General features: G+C 45.4%; 16 protein-coding genes and 1 pseudogene. 2 read left to right on the top strand and 15 right to left on the bottom strand.

Features of this window, described 5'->3' with window-relative positions; all coding sequences use genetic code 11:
• Nucleotides 1-74: 74 nt before the first annotated feature.
• The 7 genes and pseudogenes from ACES2C_RS02385 to radC form a co-directional block, all read right to left on the bottom strand.
• The gene (locus ACES2C_RS02385) at nucleotides 75-320 is read right to left on the bottom strand and encodes a hypothetical protein (protein ID WP_374165425.1); all 246 of its coding nucleotides are present in this window, start codon (nucleotides 318-320) and stop codon (nucleotides 75-77) included.
• A 60-nt stretch (nucleotides 321-380) separates the two neighbouring features.
• Nucleotides 381-899 (bottom strand): DUF962 domain-containing protein, encoded by a 519-nt coding sequence (locus ACES2C_RS02390; protein ID WP_374165426.1) that lies wholly within the window; start codon nucleotides 897-899, stop codon nucleotides 381-383.
• A gap of 54 nt (nucleotides 900-953) precedes the next feature.
• Nucleotides 954-2,507: a ribonuclease Y gene (gene rny, locus ACES2C_RS02395; protein ID WP_374165427.1), complete on the bottom strand. Its 1,554-nt coding sequence runs from the start codon at nucleotides 2,505-2,507 to the stop codon at nucleotides 954-956.
• Between the two features lie 225 nt (nucleotides 2,508-2,732).
• Nucleotides 2,733-3,023: a cell division protein ZapA gene (locus ACES2C_RS02400; protein ID WP_374165428.1), complete on the bottom strand. Its 291-nt coding sequence runs from the start codon at nucleotides 3,021-3,023 to the stop codon at nucleotides 2,733-2,735.
• 23 nt (nucleotides 3,024-3,046) lie between these two features.
• Nucleotides 3,047-3,355 carry a hypothetical protein gene (locus tag ACES2C_RS02405; protein WP_374165429.1) on the bottom strand — a complete coding sequence of 103 codons (309 nt, stop codon included), beginning with the start codon at nucleotides 3,353-3,355 and terminating at the stop codon, nucleotides 3,047-3,049.
• 59 nt (nucleotides 3,356-3,414) lie between these two features.
• Nucleotides 3,415-5,813, bottom strand: a pseudogene (gene pheT / locus ACES2C_RS02410) (phenylalanine--tRNA ligase subunit beta).
• 142 nt (nucleotides 5,814-5,955) lie between these two features.
• Nucleotides 5,956-6,654 carry a DNA repair protein RadC gene (gene radC / locus ACES2C_RS02415; RefSeq protein ID WP_374165430.1) on the bottom strand — a complete coding sequence of 233 codons (699 nt, stop codon included), beginning with the start codon at nucleotides 6,652-6,654 and terminating at the stop codon, nucleotides 5,956-5,958.
• A gap of 206 nt (nucleotides 6,655-6,860) precedes the next feature.
• Between radC and ACES2C_RS02420 the strand changes: the two genes are divergently transcribed.
• Complete coding sequence (locus ACES2C_RS02420; RefSeq protein WP_374165431.1) at nucleotides 6,861-8,060, top strand: hypothetical protein; 1,200 nt, start codon at nucleotides 6,861-6,863, stop codon at nucleotides 8,058-8,060.
• Between the two features lie 111 nt (nucleotides 8,061-8,171).
• On the opposite strand, the gene rpsT is transcribed toward ACES2C_RS02420, so the two are convergent.
• Entirely contained in the window at nucleotides 8,172-8,426 is a 255-nt protein-coding gene (gene rpsT, locus ACES2C_RS02425) for a 30S ribosomal protein S20 (RefSeq protein ID WP_374165432.1), read from the bottom strand.
• 204 nt (nucleotides 8,427-8,630) lie between these two features.
• On the opposite strand from rpsT, the gene ACES2C_RS02430 reads away from it, so the two are divergent.
• Nucleotides 8,631-9,593, top strand: a complete 963-nt coding sequence (locus ACES2C_RS02430) for a zinc dependent phospholipase C family protein (RefSeq protein ID WP_374165433.1) — start codon at nucleotides 8,631-8,633, stop codon at nucleotides 9,591-9,593.
• Nucleotides 9,594-9,614: 21 nt separating this feature from the next.
• Here the strand turns inward: ACES2C_RS02430 and ACES2C_RS02435 are convergent, their stop codons facing one another.
• The 7 genes from ACES2C_RS02435 to gldF form a co-directional block, all read right to left on the bottom strand.
• Complete coding sequence (locus ACES2C_RS02435; RefSeq protein WP_374165434.1) at nucleotides 9,615-10,262, bottom strand: DedA family protein; 648 nt, start codon at nucleotides 10,260-10,262, stop codon at nucleotides 9,615-9,617.
• Between the two features lie 44 nt (nucleotides 10,263-10,306).
• A complete protein-coding gene (locus ACES2C_RS02440; RefSeq protein ID WP_374165435.1) occupies nucleotides 10,307-11,011 on the bottom strand; it encodes a DUF4397 domain-containing protein in 705 nt (234 codons plus the stop codon).
• Between the two features lie 206 nt (nucleotides 11,012-11,217).
• Entirely contained in the window at nucleotides 11,218-11,949 is a 732-nt protein-coding gene (locus ACES2C_RS02445) for a DUF4397 domain-containing protein (protein WP_374165436.1), read from the bottom strand.
• 140 nt (nucleotides 11,950-12,089) lie between these two features.
• Nucleotides 12,090-12,782: a DUF4397 domain-containing protein gene (locus tag ACES2C_RS02450; protein ID WP_374165437.1), complete on the bottom strand. Its 693-nt coding sequence runs from the start codon at nucleotides 12,780-12,782 to the stop codon at nucleotides 12,090-12,092.
• A 271-nt stretch (nucleotides 12,783-13,053) separates the two neighbouring features.
• Entirely contained in the window at nucleotides 13,054-14,178 is a 1,125-nt protein-coding gene (gene dnaN / locus ACES2C_RS02455) for a DNA polymerase III subunit beta (RefSeq protein WP_374165438.1), read from the bottom strand.
• 153 nt (nucleotides 14,179-14,331) lie between these two features.
• On the bottom strand, nucleotides 14,332-16,020 hold the full coding sequence (gldG, locus tag ACES2C_RS02460; RefSeq protein WP_374165439.1) for a gliding motility-associated ABC transporter substrate-binding protein GldG: 1,689 nt from the start codon (nucleotides 16,018-16,020) through the stop codon (nucleotides 14,332-14,334).
• Nucleotides 16,014-16,742 (bottom strand): gliding motility-associated ABC transporter permease subunit GldF, encoded by a 729-nt coding sequence (gene gldF, locus ACES2C_RS02465; RefSeq protein ID WP_374165440.1) that lies wholly within the window; start codon nucleotides 16,740-16,742, stop codon nucleotides 16,014-16,016. Before gldF ends, gldG begins: the two co-directional genes overlap by 7 nt.
• Nucleotides 16,743-16,747: the final 5 nt, after the last annotated feature.

Genomic DNA, 16,747 nt, shown 5'->3' on the forward strand with positions numbered 1-16,747 from the left:
GTTAGCAGGAAGTTAGGTATTAATTAAGGATAGGTAAATCGAACGTTAATAAATTATTAAGAAGAAGAGGGTGCCTATATGTTCACCCTTTTACTTTTATCGTCCACAAAATTCCGCTCGCTCGTTGATGTGTAAGCATCATATACGTTCCAGGCCCATATTAAGATGGGGACAATGAACGTCCACACAAGAGTAAAGGCGACGGTTACTCCAACTATGATGATCAGGAGGCCTTTTATAAATTGCCCCTTCACTATCTGCCCAAGACCTGGTATAATGGCCGAAAGTACAGCCGGCACTAAATATCGTTGCTTTTCCATAATAAGTAGATTTACCATTATGGATATCAAATACATTGCCAGTACGAGTGGCAGAAAGAATTAATTGTGATGACCGGACCTTTTAGAGCGAAAAACTGAATAAAAGAGCCATAGCGGGCCGTTAAGAAAAGTAGAAAGGCTGGCCCGCAATGATGGAACGCTGCTTTCTTTGCTGTGCCCGTACCGTTGTAGCAGGAAGCATACAACAAAAACGGCCATGCAAACCTGCCACATTGATGGCCACCCCGCCTGATTATGAAGTTTCTCCAGTCCCACTATCACCGCAGAGAAGGCAAACACCATTAGCAAGATAACATAGGAAATCAATGGAGACTGCCTGATATAGTAGTATATTGTAAAGGCAATTACAAAGGAAGCCCAGTTTACAAAGCCATTGTATGACTTAAGGAAAGCAAGGTGAGGGAAAGGGATGGCCCAGATCATGCCCAATACCGCCATTGTAATAAGAGGAATTGTGAAATAATGTATGAGCTTGTTGGCTGGATGAGCGTGATAACGCGAAAACTCCTTAAAGATGGCCTCAACGGGCTCTGAGCCGTCTTTTGTCTTCTTACTCATGAACTTCTCGGGGAGTAAAATAAAAGGTCCTCCTTACCGGAGGACCTGAACTATTTATTTTGCGTATGAAACCGATCTGGTTTCACGGATAACCGTCACTTTTATCTGACCCGGGTAGGTCATTTCGGTCTGGATCCTGTTGGAGATGTCAGTAGCAAGAATTTCGGCCTGTGCATCGCTCACGCGTTCGCTTTCCACTACTACACGCAGTTCACGGCCTGCCTGGATAGCAAAGGTCTTCTCGACACCAGGATACGATAAAGCAAGTTCTTCAAGCTCTTTTAAGCGCTTGATATAGCTTTCAACCACTTCACGCCGTGCACCTGGCCTTGCTCCTGAGATCGCGTCGCAAGCCTGAACAATGGGCGAAATCATCGATGTCATCTCAATCTCGTCGTGGTGAGCACCAATGGCGTTGCACACTTCCGGATGCTCTTTATATTTTTCTGCCAGCTGCATGCCCAGAATAGCGTGTGGCAGTTCCGGGTTATCATCAGGCACCTTGCCAATATCGTGAAGTAAGCCTGCTCTCTTGGCCAGCTTAACATTGAGACCTAACTCAGATGCCATGGTAGCGCAGAAGTTGGCAACTTCACGGGAGTGCTGCAGCAGGTTCTGTCCATAAGATGACCGGTAGCGCATTCTGCCTACCATTCTGATAAGCTCAGGATGCAATCCGTGGATACCCAGGTCAATAACTGTCCTCTCTCCAATTTCAACGATCTCGTCTTCGATCTGCTTTTTTGTCTTCGCAACCACCTCTTCAATACGAGCCGGGTGGATACGTCCGTCAGTAACCAAACGATGAAGGGCAAGTCTTGCTATTTCCCTTCTTACAGGATCAAATCCGGAAAGAATGATTGCCTCCGGCGTATCGTCAACAATGATCTCGACACCTGTGGCGGCTTCAAGGGCGCGGATGTTACGGCCTTCTCGTCCGATAACTCGTCCTTTGATTTCGTCGTTCTCAATATTAAAGATCGATACGGTGTTCTCAATAGCAGCCTCAGTAGCAGTACGCTGAATGGTCTGGATCACTACCTTTTTGGCTTCCTTGCTTGCAGTGAGTTTAGCCTCATCAACGATGTCCTTAATCTGGCTCATTGCCTTCGTCCTCGCCTCCTCGCGGAGAGAATCCACCAGCTGGTTCTTCGCCTCTTCTGCTGAAAGCCCTGCGATAGTTTCAAGCTTGCTGATATGCTCCAGCTTTAAGGTCTCTACCTCCTCTTGCTTATGACGGGCCACTTCAAGCTGTTTCTCCAGATTCTTCTTCATATTATCGAGTTCCTGGTCCTTGCGGTTCACGTTCTCCATCCTCTGATTCAGAGACTGCTCTTTCTGCTTGATCGTATTCTCACGCTGGTTGAGCGTATTATTTCTGGCGTTCACTTCCTGTTCGTGCTCCGCCTTCAACTGAAGAAACTTCTCTTTAGCTTCCAGTAACTTGTTCTTCTTTAAGATCTCCGCGTTATTCTCTGCATCCTTCAGAATCTTTTTTACCTTATTCTGGGCAGCCAGCTCCTGGTTCTTAAGCAATTTCCTGAGCATGAACCGCCCAATCACCACTCCGACTACCAATCCTATTAAAACGTACAGTATTATTTCCATATATCCCTTTCAGTTAAAAAAAACCGCAATTAATTTAAGTCCCATGTACTGTAAAACTTCTGCAAACAAGTTTAGAGTTTTAATCATAATCAAGTGGACGTGCCAGGTGATTTACATTTTATTTAACTCTTTTGATATAGAAGCGTTAAGTTTAATACAATAGTGAAACTCAAGAATTAACTGCGGTTAAGTTCTTATGCTCTTTTATATTAAAGAACGAATATACTACTTCGTGAAGAATTCTGAAAGCAGCTGATCTAACTGATAAACCTTGTCTGCTACTTCCGTGCCATCTTCTGTCATTTTCTTCTCTGCTCTTAAAGTAGCTGTCGCGTAATGCAACACGCACATTGACAACAAGTCCTGTTTATCTCTTACCGCATAATTTTCCTGAAATTCCTTAATGCGGTCATTTATCAATTTAGCTGCCCTTCGTACTATTTCCTCTTCCTCCATGTCTACCTTTAATGGATAAACACGGTCAGCAATATTTATCTTAATTGAGATTTCTCCCATCTGAGCTTTGTTTCACGTCTATATTACTTTTTAAGCAATACAATACACTTATCTATTTCCCGCACAAATTCGCTAATTTTTTGCTTTATGTCAAGCGTTTTTTCGTTAGCGTCTGATTTTGATCCTGAAATAACTTCCAGCGAGCGGGCCATCTTTAGCACCCTTAACTTCTCTTCAAGCTCAGCAACCTTCGACTTGCCAGTATCCACTGCTACCTGCAGCGACTGATTCTCAAGCTTAAGCAAGTCGTTCTCCTCCTGTAAAGCCTCGCAAAGCTCCACCAGCCTCTTTGTCTTTTCGAGAACACTATCTAATTGTCCAGTTAGCGCCATTTCTATGCAGGTTGCAGATAGCTACAGCCCTACTTACATTAAGCAAGGCCCGCAATCTATTACTTTCTTATTTCAGCTCCAAGTTCCTTACCGAAGTTAATAATTAATTTGTTCATCACACCATCAATCTGCTTATCAGTCAGGGTCTTCTCCTCATCCTGCAGAACAAAGCTAACAGCATACGATTTTTTCCCTTCGGGCAACTTTTCTCCCTCGTATACGTCAAATACGTTTATCTCCCTGATCAAATTCTTCTCCGCGCGTAGCGCTACTTGCTTTAGTTGAGAGAATGTAACATCCGTTGACAGCAACATGGAGAGATCCCGGCGTACTGGCGGAAATTTGGAGACTTCCTTGTAAACAATTTTATTCTTCCTGATTGACTTTAAAAGCAGATCCCAGTCGAAATCGGCATAATAGACCTCTCGCTCAATGTCAAGATCCATCAGCACCGCTTTCGAAACGGAACCGAAGTGCACCAATGCCCTGTCCCCCTTTTTATACTGCTGCCCCTGTGCAAAATGATCCGAGTCGAAAGCCGACTCCGCCAGCCCGCTTATGTTCAGTCGCTTGACAATAGCATCCACAGTAGCCTTCAGGTTATAAAACGAAACCGGCTTCGCGTCCTGATTCCATTGAGCGTTATGATTTGCGCCGGAGAGGAAAATACCAAGACGCTGATTCTCGTTATATCCCGTCTCCGTCCTCGTATATACGCGGCCGAACTCATAAAGCTTAAGGTCTGGATTTTTCCGGTTCTGATTGTAAGCGATAGCTTCCAGACCAGAATACAACAGGGTTTGCCTCATCGTGTTCAGATCGCTGCTAAGCGGATTCAATATCTTCACAGCAGCAGCCTCGTCCTGCGCATATGCAAGCTTAGTAAGAGAATTGGAAAGGATCTCAAAGAAGCCATTTGCAGTCAGCATATCGGCCACCTGATTCTGTACCGCTTCCCTGTCAGGCTTCACCCCGTTGTTGAGAGAGGCTCTGATCTGCTTTGGAATGGCTATGTTGTCATAGCCATATATCCTCAGGATCTCTTCAATAACGTCGACCTCTCTGCTCACGTCTACTTTATAGCTGGGAACTTCCAGATCGAGACCGTTCTCGCTTTCAGAAACAATTTGTATTCCCAGGGCAAGTATGATGTCTTTGATTGTTTCTACCGGAATTCGCTCACCGATGAGCCTGTTTACGTTTGCGTAAGACAATGACACACTAAAGGGAGGAACAACGGAAGGATATAGGTCACTAATGGCAGAAGAAACTTCCCCGCCGGCCACTTCCTGAATAAGAAGAGCAGCCCTTTTGAGCGCGTATACAGTGATTTCCGGATCTGTTCCCCGTTCAAACCTGAAAGAAGCATCAGTTTTTAACCCGTGACGCTTCGACGTCTTTCTTACAGACACAGGGTGAAAACACGCACTTTCCAGAAAGACATTCCTTGTTTCATTTTTCACTCCTGAAGTTGCCCCACCGAACACTCCGGCAATGCACATCGCGCCTTCCGCATCCGCTATCACCAGGTCTTCCGAAGACAGCTTACGCTCCACACCGTCGAGGGTCACAAAAGGCGTTCCTTCAGCAAGATTTCCTACAATAACCTTCTCACCTCTAATCGCATCTGCATCAAAGGCATGCAGCGGCTGCCCCAGCTCATGCAGAACGTAATTGGTAACGTCAACCACATTATTGATCGGCCGTACCCCGATCACCTGAAGCTTTTCCCTGAGCCACTCCGGTGACTCCCTCACCTCAACGCCTGTAATGGTAAGTGAAGAATATCGCAGACATGCTGCGTCATTTGCCACTTCAACAGGAACAGAGCGCGAAGTATTCGCTACTGCAAACGAAGAAACATCGGGCATCGCTATGCTCGTCCTTAAAGACGCGGCGAGGTCACGCGCCACACCTAAATGTGAGGCTGCGTCGGCACGGTTTGGCGTCAGACCAATCTCAAACAGATGATCGTCCTTAATATTAAAATAGTCTTTAGCAGGGGTTCCCGGCACCGCGTCCTCTTTAAGAACCATGATGCCGGCGTGTGACTCACCAAGACTGATCTCATCTTCTGCACAGATCATTCCCTCTGACACCTCTCCGCGTATTTTCGATTTGTTAATTTTAAAGGGCTCACCCGACATTGGGTATACCGTCGCTCCTACTGTGGCTACGATCACTTTCTGTCCGGCAGCTACATTCGGTGCACCACAAACTATCTGCAGATCCTCGGCACCTCCAACGTTCACCTTCGTTACCCGCAGCCGGTCAGCATTCGGATGCAATCCGCATTCTTTTACATGCCCGACAACCAGTCCTTCAAGCCCCCTGGTATTGTCTGCACCTTTTCAAGGCTCTCCACTTCCAATCCCGTACTTGTCAGGATTTTCGAGATCTCCTCAGGCGTTTTATTACTCTGGATGAACTGAGTCAGCCAGTTATATGATATTTTCATTGAACTTAAACTGTATGAGCGGCAAAGATAAAAATTAAAGCGGAAACGAGAGCGCTGCCATGCCGTTCCCGGCTTTTATCCCATACGCCCTTACTGCTTTAAACTGAGGAATGAATTGCCTGCCGAACCGAAAGCCATAGTATCACATCAAACCTTCGTCGGCGAAGCTAAAGAAAGAGCTGTTCGAGAAAATGATATGATCAAGGACAGGCATATCCAAAAAGCCTCCCGCTTCAGTAAGCTTCCTTGTCAGGGCTAGGTCGGCCTGGCTCGGCTTTAAATTCCCCGAAGGGTGATTGTGTGACAGGATCAGTCCCGCTGCGTGATTCTCAAGTGCAGTCTGAAAAATGATCTTTGGGTCAGCGATGGTGCCCGACTGCCCTCCCTTGCTGATAAGCTGCCTTGAGATAACATTATTCGAACGGCTCAGCAGAACCACCCAGAATTCCTCATGATTCAAGTCAGCATAATAACGACTGAGCAGATTATAGACGTCCCTGCTTCCCGTTATCTTCACTTGCTTCTGTGCATCCGACTCTCTTCTGCGCCGGCCAAGCTCAAGGGCTGCAATAATGCTGATCGCTTTCGCCTCGCCTATCCCTTTAAATTTAGACAGCTCGTTAACGGACAAGCGTCCTAATTTCTCAAGATCGTTTTCCAGAGAATGCAAAATCCGCCGGCTCAGTTCTACTGCTGTCTCTTCTCTGCTTCCCGAGCCGATCAGGATTGCAATCAACTCAGCGTCGGTCAAATTGCGTCTCCCCTGAGAAAGGAGCTTCTCTCTTGGCCGATCCTCCTCAGCCCACGACTTAATGGTAATTTTAGGTTTATAAGGTTTCATGGCGAAAACTAGAAATATTCAAAAGATTCCACAATAAAATCTCCGGCGTCTAACCTAAAAAAAGCAATATGGAAACGTTCTAAACTCGCTCATTTTATGACGCTTATCACAAATAAAAATGAGTAAAACGAAAACCAATTCTGACGCCAATCGTATCTTTCTATATTAATAAAAGATATATTTATTGTTAATAAATTATTAAGCAGATGAAACGGATTTATAGGGCATTTTCAGCCGTTCTATTAATCCTCGCGACCTTAAACTCGTTCGGACAGGATACAAAACGGTTATTTTCAATCGACTTTTACGAAGGTACAATCTCCCTGGAGGTTGATCCGCATACTCTTATAAACGTCCCCGCGAACTCATCTGAACTCGCCGTAAAGAACTTCTATAGCCAAATCGTCACCTCAGACTACCGGCCTCTGGTAGACTCCCTGCTTGCCTACAAGAACAAGCACCAGCTGAACGACTGGCTTTACTATCAGCTGATCAGAAGAACAGCAGGAACGCTTAGCCCAAAATCTGAAAACTACACACGATACACGCTGTATAAATGGTTTTTGCTTAGTAAGTCAGGATACGACGCCAGACTTGCCCTCACTCCAGACAAGATCATCTTCTATGTTTACAACAACGAAGATATCTCCGACATTCCATTTTTTATGGTCGATGACAAAAAGTTCATGTGCCTCAACTATCATGACTATCCTAACGCCGACTTGAACGAGGAGCCGCCAATGCCAATAAACATACATGTACCTGAAGCAAAGATGCCGTTCTCATATAAAGTGACCAGAATGCCCGACTTCAAGCCTGAAAGCTATTTAAGAAAAGATATCGAATTTAGCTACCGGCAAAAGGTTTATCATTTTCAGGTTAAGCTAAATCCTGAAGTCGAATCGATATTCAAAAACTACCCGGGCGTGGACTTTGAATCCTATTTCAACATCCCGCTAAGTAAGGAAACTTACAGCTCGCTGATCCCTATCTTAAAGAAAAACGTGAAGGATATGAGTCAGAAAAAAGGTGTTGACTATCTGATGCGATTCACCCGTTATGCATTTTTGTACGAAGACGACGAGGAAAATTTTGGCAAAGAAAAGAGACTATCGGCTGAAGAAACACTATTTTCCCAGTATAGCGACTGTGATGACCGCGCCGCTCTCTTCTTCTACCTCGTAAAGGAAATATATAACCTACCGATGATTGCGGTTCTTTACCCTACACACATCACCATGGCTGTACAGTTCGATAAACCTGTAGGAAAACCAATCATCTACAAAGGCCGCACATATTCCTTTTGCGAACCGACCCTTCAAAAGGAAGATCTGCACCTGGGGCAAATTTCGTCTCAGCTTAGAAACACACCCTACCAGATCGTGTATCAATACGATCCGCATTAATCCTCCCTCGTACCATTATAGCTCAACCCCTCACATGACAGCCGCCAACAAAAAAAGGGATACAGCTATGTACCCCTCTTTCTATGAACTATGATAGTATTTTAATCTGAATTATGACAGACCGTTCACGAATCTGGTAAGCTTCGACTTGTTGTTAGAAGCCTTGTTCTTGTGAATAACGTTCTTCTTAGCAAGACGATCAAGCATAGAGATTACCTTAGGCAGAAGACTTACAGCCTCTTCCTTTGATGTTGTGCTACGTAATTTCTTAATTGCGTTACGTGTAGTCTTTGCCTGATAGCGGTTACGTAAGCGCTTAGCTGCATTAGCCCTGATTCTCTTAATCGCTGATTTATGATTTGCCATTTGTAAGCTTTTTGTCGTTCTTAATTTTCGGACTGCAAATATATGGGGATATATTTAAAAATCAAACACCTAGCACGCAATTTACTATTTTTTCTTTTTTTAAAGCCCTCAGCACCACATCGCAGTGCCCCACTATCGACCCTCTGTATACCCTTTTTAGCTATTTTTAATTACATTGCCATGAAAATAAGCGGCCATAAAGCAATGGCAAGAAGACTCTATATTTCCGTAACCTTATTAACTGTAAGCCTGTTCTGCTCTTCATGGGGCTTTTTCGGACATCATCTGATCAGCCGAATGGCTGTCTTCACCTTACCTCCCCCTATGATACGCTTTTACAAAAACAACCTGGGATATATCACACGTCACTCAGTCGACCCGGACAAAAAGCGTTACCTTGATCCTCTGGAGGGTGCCAGGCATTTCATTGACAGTGAGCGATACGGAGAATCTCCTTTTGACAGTATACCTGAAAAATGGAGCCAGGCATGTTTGAAGTATACGGAAGACACGCTCAGAAAATACGGGACTGTTCCCTGGCAGATTGAGAAAACATACTACCAGCTTGTCAGCGCATTTGACAACAGAGATTCCCTGATGATTCTCAAGCTGTCCGCTCACCTCAGTCATTATATTTCAGATGCTCACGTTCCGCTCCATGTTACCTCTAATTACAACGGACAGTTGTCAGGTCAGCTAGGAATACACGCCTTTTGGGAAAGTCGGCTACCCGAACTCTTCTCCAAGCAGTATAATTTTATGACAGGCCGCGCAAAATATATCGAAAGTCCTATAAAAGAAGCGTGGTCAATTCTAAGACATACGCTTCAGTACAAAGACTCTGTATTCGCCATAGAAAAGCGGGTTGCCGCCACCTTCCCCTCTGACCATAAATACAATTATTCTGAGCGAAATGGGAAGGTCATCAGGCAATATTCGGCAGCTTACTCTAAAGCCTTTCATGATGCTTTAAGTGGAATGGTAGAGCAACAGATGCGAAGTGCTGTGTATGAGACAGGGTGCTTCTGGTATTCCGCATGGGTTGATGCCGGCCAGCCAGCTCTTTCTTCCTTTCCTTCGATCCCTCAACGCAGACAAAAAGATAAAGAAGATCCTGACCTTCAGATTCACTCCAACAAGAACATTCTCGGCCGGCCCGACCTATAGATCCCGGCAGCGCCCGGCCACCTATGCTCCAGCCTTTTTATTTCCCCTTATTACTTCAATGACCGGCGGAATAAGCGAGAGCAATATAATTGCAAAAATTACATAGGTAAAGTTATCCTTGATGACCGGGAGCCCGCCAAAAAAATAACCGATGAATAAGAAGCTGGATACCCATAACACTCCTCCAATCACGTTATATGACGCGAAATGTTTGTAGCTCATTGTTCCAACTCCGGCTACAAATGGAGCAAATGTCCTCACGATAGGCACGAACCGCGCGTAGATGATTGTCTTGCCCCCATGCTTTTGGTAAAAAGCCTGAGTCTTTTCCAGGTACTCTTTTTTAAGCAACTTGTATCGCCCGCTGAAGGCTTTCGGACCAACGTAATCTCCTATATGGTAGTTAACCATGTCTCCCAATACTGCAGCTACGATTAAGAGGGCACACATCAGAAAGACGCTCAGATTACTCTCTGGCTTTGCTATGATCGCACCAGCTGCAAACAAGAGTGAATCACCGGGAAGAAAAGGTGTCACTACAAACCCGGTCTCTGCAAAAATCACAATGAACAGGATCAGATAAGTCCAGGTCTGGTAATCGTTTACGATATCAACCAGATGCTTGTCTATATGCAGAACGAAGTCGATGAATGATTGAATGAATTCCACTTTATATGTGCTATATATGTTTAAAACGTAATATGCCCTCCCCGCTAACGGATGATCAGCCTCGAAACCAACTTATGTTTATCACCCTGCTTCCTGAGGTATAACGTGTAAAAGGCCCCGTCCCGGGGATGGATGTTTATACTGTCGAGCTTAACCTTTGGCTCTCCCGACTTATAAATGGCAACGAGATGTCGTGTTGTGTCCACATATGCCCAGCCACTCATTTGATTCTGCACCTGCTCAGCGAAAAGTTTCTTGCCTCTTTCCAGATTCAGATCAAGCTTATCGGCATTAGAACTGATATTAATAAAACGAACTCTGGCCTTTCCCGTCGAATCCCGGCCAGCGAATGAGTCTTCGCAGAACACCAGGCCATGTTGAGCGGAGCTGCCCGTCAGAAAGCAGCTGTAATATTTGTTAGCAGTAAGATCTTCACGAGACTCAGCAAGCAGAGCCGAAAGATTCTGAGCTGCCGGCGCCACCTGGAAAAGCCGGCTTCCCGCATATACCTGATTATAGGTGCTGTTACTGTCTGAAGGAAGAGCTCCCGTCCGCACCGCACTGCCCTCTATGTAAAACAAAACATCTCCCTGCTGTCCTTCAGCTGCATTAAAAAACGTAATAAAAGATCGCTGGGGGCTGTCATCATCATCCCCCTTCACGCAGGACGACAAAAGTGCACAGGTGAGAAAACCGGCAACCATATGAAGCGTCAGACTAAAAAAGGAGCTATAACACCGAAATTCCATTAGCCGCAGACATGCATTGAGAGCTGTAAAAGTATTAAAAATGTCGCAGTAATAAAGGCGCCTGGTCTAAAAAACGCATTCTTAACATAAAGGATACAAAAGTCTCCTTCAGCAGATTCCCCCTGAGGCAAACACGACTGCAAGACAATAAAAAAAGAGGCTGCCGTTACCGGTAGCCTCTGTATGCTTTGATGCAGGAGATGCTTTTACAATGCACTCTTGTGATCTACGAGGCCAAGCCCAAGCTGCTTTGCTCCCTGACCATCTTTCACTCCCCGCAAATAGACAGTATACGACACTCCGGCTACCGCATTAAAGGTAAGAGGAGTAGTAACAAGCGGGGTTTCAGTACCAGCGGCATAGACATTCACTACAGTTTGCCCTGCCGGATATTCCTTAAAGGTTGGCGACGCCGCACCGGAAGCTCCCGAAAAGCCCTGTGCTGTCAGCTTTGCTGTTGCCGTACTGATACTTACATCTACAGACCCGGCACTTTTGCTCGCATTAACAAAACGAATAGCAGCATTAGTACCAGAGGGGCTTACAAGTTTATCCGCCACTACAAACGAAGAATCTCCGCTGCCCGCCAGATAGATAGAAAAAACAGAGTCAGCTCCAGCGGGTACCGCACCCCTTGCCACCACAGTGTTACTTGAGCCTTTAAAAAACACCATCTCCACCCCTGCAAATAAATCCTTATAGTACTTGGAGTTTGTACTATAGCCTATGTTATACTCTGTCCTCTGTCCTCCGTAGGCAAACTCGGCACTGGTAATGTTCGGATCCGCATTAACGATCATGACGTCCGAAAGAACCGGCTTATAATTATCGTTGTCATTGCTTTTCAGACAGGCACTAAAGAGCATAGTCACTCCCAGGAGGATCAAGCCGCTTGAAATAAATCGAAATTTCTCAGGCAGGTAATTGTTCAATTTCATATTGGTCTATTTTTATCTTACTTAAACTTAAAATATCAATACGTAGTATGCCGCCCCGGCGCTACAACGGTAAAAATAAAAATACAAAAGCCCGGCCAGGTCTGCCTGGCGGGCCTTGAACTAGAGCTTAAAAGACTATACTATTTGTTTGTTACCAGCATCGTGCTGACTTCGGTGGAGCCTTTGACAATCACGGTGTAAATCCTGTTCGCAGCCAGGGCCGCAATATTAAGACTGATGCGGCTATCCGGATTATTAACAGGCGTTACGGTTAAAGCTGTCAATCCAGCGTCTACTTCAACAAAGTTAGACGCTTTGCCATACTCGATGTTAGACGCCAGTTTTGTCCCGTTGGCCAAACTAAAATCAACATTACTGCTTGCTGCAGAAGCAGTGCTCAGGTGCACGAAACGAACCTTTGCCTTCCCTGATGCAGGAGCAGAAAGATCGTCCTCCATGCCAAGGATAGAAGCGGAACTGCCCGTCCCTGAAAGAATAAAGGTGTAGTTCTTATTATCCTTCAGATCAAACTCTTTTGATGCGTACACATCGGAAGAGCCTACAGTGCGAAATTCCACCTTCCTGTTGTTACCTGAGGCAGGGGTAGCAATGTAATTCGAGCTTTCACTATTGGCGCTAACGCTCGTAATTTTCGAATCTCCAATATAGAAGTCCTGGTTTCCGGAGTTCTCTGCAACGTTTACAACCTTGACATTTAGGGAGGTGCCATCCTGGGTCTCATCATCGTCAGAGCAGGACGATAAAAAAACTGAAAAGCCTACTACTGCACCAACAAGTGCAATTTTTCTTAGAAAAGTTTTGTTCTTTTTCATAGTACAATGTATTTAGTGAAATAATATTCCGCCATTACTGATATTTGCAAAATTTCGTATTACAAATACCTGAATGACCGCTCTTCTTCTTACAACTACTACACCAATCTGAACAAACTTAATCCGAACCATATAAAAAAAGAAGGAAGACCTTCTGATCCTCCTTCTTTTTGCTTTTTAAGCAATTATATTACAATATTTTAAGCTCCTGATATTAATTCGGCCCTTACCCCTTAAAAGTTAATATAAGATTAACACAGTGTAGGCTTATCTATGCATAAGTGTTCAGCATTACAGGCATTACCAGCATGAGAATATCTTCCTTATCGTCATTAGTCTGAGGAATAAGAAGGCCGGCCCTGTTAGGAGTGCTCATCTCCAAAGTCACTTCCTCGCCGCTCATATTATTAAGCATTTCAATCAGGAAGCGTGCATTGAAGCCAATTTCCATATCCTCTCCTTCATACTGACAACTAAGGCGTTCATGTGCTTCGTTAGCAAAATCGATATCCTCAGAGGAAATATTTAATTCACTTCCCGTAATCTTCAGCCGTACCTGATGCGTCGTTTTATTAGCAAAGATAACAACGCGACGAAGTGAGGCCAGGAACAATGCCCTGTCGATTGTCATCAGGTTGGTGTTATTACGCGGAATAACAGCCTCGTAATCCGGATACCGTTCATCAATCAGGCGGCAGATAAGATTGATATTAGCAAAGCGAAAAAATGCGCTCGTTGTATTGTATTCAACAGAGACGTTCACATCATCAGAAGGCAACGAAGACTTCAGAAGGGTCAGCGCCTTCTTAGGCAGGATAAATGAAGTAGTTTGCTCCGCCTTGGCATCTTTACGACGATAGCGGACCAGCTTGTGCGCGTCTGTGGATACAAAAGTGAGATGAGAGGGCGTAAGCTCGCAGTATACACCCGTCATAGCGGGTCTCAACTCATCGTTACTTACTGCAAACAACGTTTTGTTTATTGCTTCTGAAAGCACAGAAGCTGGAAGATTAACAGCAGAAGCATTCTCTACCGTAGGAATCTTTGGAAAATCGTCCCCATTCTCCCCGCTCAGCTTATACTTCCCGTCGCCCGCGTTGATCTCCACGGCAAACGTACTTTCGTCAACATTAAAAGCGATTGGCTGATCGGGTAATGTTTTCAACGTTTCCAGCAGTATCTTAGAAGGAATGGCAATCTTGCCCTCCTCTTTCGATTCAACAGGCAGAGAGGTAGTCATGCTAGTCTGGAGATCCGTAGCGGAAATGGTCAGGATCCCTTCCTTAATTTCAAAAAGGAAATTTTCCAGAATTGGCAAAACCGTACTACTGCTCGATGCTCCGTTTACTGCCTGCAACTGTTTTAATAGAGTTGACGTCGAAACAATAAATCTCATACTTCAATAAATAAAATTCAATTTTATGCTAACCCCTTCTAAAAAAGAAGACTTCGGGGAGAAAAGGCTTCAGACATCAAAAATAGAAAAGAAATCACAAGTTTCAAGGAATAAGTAACGGTTTTAAGACCTCCGCCAATCAGCACGGTCATATCATTTCTTAAATCCATACTTCCTTCGCCTGTACAAATGCTGAATGGCACCCGCAACCGCAAGGAACACCAAAGGCACAATAACATTGATCAGCTGCCAGCTCGTCTTCTCTGTCCTTATCCGCGCCCTGTCGAGCAGCCTCAGCTTCACCTCCTTATTCCTCAGCCCGATGATCCCTGAATCGTCCGTGAGGTAATCGACAACGTTAAGGAGAAAGTTCTTATTCCCAAACTGCTGTCCGCTATACCTGTCGAAGCCAAGAGGGAATGGCGATCCATCCTGGGTGCTAATCTGATTTTTGAGAACATCTCCGTCGGCCATTACCACCATTTTCGCAGGCTTGCTCTTTTGGGGCAAAGCCGCAGGAGGCACCAGCCCCTCAGGTACCGGCCGATTTGCGAAATCAGACGGAAAGGAGCCCTCAAGAAGTACCGCCACCGGAACAGGAACACCCCTGAACGCTCTTGGGTCTGGCTCCTGCTCAACCATCTGGAGCGACAACATCGATGGAATTTTAAGTAACCGGGAAAAAGGCGAGGACGACAATAAAATCTGTTTCTTTACACCTCTGGACGGTATTGTATCAATAGAACTGGCAAATTCGCTCCTGATTCCGTCCAGGTTCCTGACAAGAGGATGAGCCGAATTAGGCATAAAGATGGGATAAAACAGCCATGGAACCATCTGGATCTGGGGCTGCCCCCCTGCACTCCCAACCGACAAAGGAATTTGCGCACAGTTCATGTCTGCTACAAGGTCATAGTTTACCCGCACCCCATATCTGAATAGCATATCATCAAGATTGAGTCGCTTAGCAAAGGCAAGCTGAGACCCCATGCCCCGAAGGCTGTCCAGTTCGGCATTGACGTTGTCAAGGGCCCAGAAGATCCTGCCTCCCCTCATCAGGAAGTAATCGATCTTATATTTTTCGGCCTCGCTGAAGGGCTTATCTGGCTTCGGTATAATGAGCAGCTTTAGCTTATCCAAACCCTCAAATGAGATTGTGCTCAGGTTCACTCTCCCTGCTTCAAAAGCGCCCTGCAAACTATTCATTGCGTCTGATAACTGAAGATCAGTAAGCTCATTGTGTCCCTCGCTAAAGCCAATTCGCTGGCGGCCGCCGCTTCTAACTTTCTTTATTGCGCTGGTAAAGGCGTATTCCAGATTCTGTATCGAGTTGTTCAAAACCTCTTCAGGAGATGCCCCCATCCGGTTTTGAAAAAAATTCACAGGCATTTCCCTGCCTTCATAAATCACGAGCGCCGATGGGAAAACAATTTTCTGTGTGAGACCATCCTCCGTTTTCACACTTAGGTTAGTCGGACTCAGTCCTTTCCCCACCAGCTCCTGATAAAGGGCATTATTAGCAGCCTCCGAGCCGGCCGAGGGGTTCACAAAGGCAAAACGGAGGTGACCGCGTGAATAAGCTTTATAGTCGTCCAGCAGGTCTCGGACCTCTGATTGCAGCCGCTTGAACCCGGCGGGGAACTCGCCCTCCAGGTAAATAGTGATTTGGATATCGTGGTCCAGAGAGCTCAACTCGCTTCTTGTTATATCCGACAAGGTGAACCGCTTCTCTTTTGTAAAGTCTATTCGCGAAAAAAAGTAGCTGGATATGGCGTTTACAACGGCCAGTGCGGCTACGAACACCAGGAGGTACACCAAGTCCTTCTTCCGCTGCGTTACCATTTTCGTCCTCCCAACACAGTTTTAGTAATAACCAGAAAAAGAGCGATAAAACTCAGGAAATAAATAAGATCGCGAGAGTCAAGCACGCCTCTGCTGATTGAAAGATAGTGCTGATTAATGCCAAGTGCCGTCACATACGACTCGACACTTTGCAACGAAAGGAGCTTGCTCAGCGAGTCGAAGCCTGAAAAAGCGAAAAAACACAGAAAGACCGCCAGAACAAACGAGATGATCTGGTTTTTACTCAGCGAAGATGAAAAGATCCCGATCGACACGAAAGCTCCTCCCAGTAAAAAAACTCCGATATACGAGCCAATAACCGCTCCGGTGTCGATGTTTCCGACTGTAGCGCCCAGCTGATACACAGCGATGTACCAGACCAGGGTAGGCAGCAGGGAAGCTGCAACGATACAAAGGCTTGCCAGATACTTACCCAGGACTATTTGCCAGTCGGTAAGCGGACTGGTAGCCAGCAGTTCGAAGGTACCCTCCTTCTTCTCCTCCGCAAGGGTCCGCATGGTTACGGCAGGGATAAGGAACATAAACACATAAGGAGTAATAGAGAAGAAGCTATCAAGACCAGCGTATCCATAGTCCAGAATACTACTCTCAGGGAAAACCCATAGAAACAAGCTAGTGACCAGCAAGAACACGCCAATGGCCACGTAAGCCACCAAAGAGCTAAAAAAAACGGTGATTTCTTTATTAAAAACAGCAAACATTGCTT

The sequence above is a fragment of the Arcticibacter sp. MXS-1 genome (genome assembly GCF_041902385.1).
Classification (GTDB): Bacteria; Bacteroidota; Bacteroidia; order Sphingobacteriales; family Sphingobacteriaceae; genus Arcticibacter.

What these genes read in the sequence shown, in the direction of transcription:
- gldF (WP_374165440.1), bottom strand. Translation starts at nt 16,742, where the DNA reads ATGTTTGCTGTTTTTAATAAAGAAATCACCGTTTTTTTTAGCTCTTTG.
- dnaN (WP_374165438.1), bottom strand. Translation starts at nt 14,178, where the DNA reads ATGAGATTTATTGTTTCGACGTCAACTCTATTAAAACAGTTGCAGGCA.
- ACES2C_RS02450 (WP_374165437.1), bottom strand. Translation starts at nt 12,782, where the DNA reads ATGAAAAAGAACAAAACTTTTCTAAGAAAAATTGCACTTGTTGGTGCA.
- ACES2C_RS02385 (WP_374165425.1), bottom strand. Translation starts at nt 320, where the DNA reads ATGGAAAAGCAACGATATTTAGTGCCGGCTGTACTTTCGGCCATTATA.
- rpsT (WP_374165432.1), bottom strand. Translation starts at nt 8,426, where the DNA reads ATGGCAAATCATAAATCAGCGATTAAGAGAATCAGGGCTAATGCAGCT.
- radC (WP_374165430.1), bottom strand. Translation starts at nt 6,654, where the DNA reads ATGAAACCTTATAAACCTAAAATTACCATTAAGTCGTGGGCTGAGGAG.
- gldG (WP_374165439.1), bottom strand. Translation starts at nt 16,020, where the DNA reads ATGGTAACGCAGCGGAAGAAGGACTTGGTGTACCTCCTGGTGTTCGTA.
- ACES2C_RS02445 (WP_374165436.1), bottom strand. Translation starts at nt 11,949, where the DNA reads ATGAAATTGAACAATTACCTGCCTGAGAAATTTCGATTTATTTCAAGC.
- ACES2C_RS02440 (WP_374165435.1), bottom strand. Translation starts at nt 11,011, where the DNA reads ATGGAATTTCGGTGTTATAGCTCCTTTTTTAGTCTGACGCTTCATATG.
- ACES2C_RS02405 (WP_374165429.1), bottom strand. Translation starts at nt 3,355, where the DNA reads ATGGCGCTAACTGGACAATTAGATAGTGTTCTCGAAAAGACAAAGAGG.
- ACES2C_RS02390 (WP_374165426.1), bottom strand. Translation starts at nt 899, where the DNA reads ATGAGTAAGAAGACAAAAGACGGCTCAGAGCCCGTTGAGGCCATCTTT.
- ACES2C_RS02420 (WP_374165431.1), top strand. Translation starts at nt 6,861, where the DNA reads ATGAAACGGATTTATAGGGCATTTTCAGCCGTTCTATTAATCCTCGCG.
- rny (WP_374165427.1), bottom strand. Translation starts at nt 2,507, where the DNA reads ATGGAAATAATACTGTACGTTTTAATAGGATTGGTAGTCGGAGTGGTG.
- ACES2C_RS02430 (WP_374165433.1), top strand. Translation starts at nt 8,631, where the DNA reads ATGGCAAGAAGACTCTATATTTCCGTAACCTTATTAACTGTAAGCCTG.
- ACES2C_RS02400 (WP_374165428.1), bottom strand. Translation starts at nt 3,023, where the DNA reads ATGGGAGAAATCTCAATTAAGATAAATATTGCTGACCGTGTTTATCCA.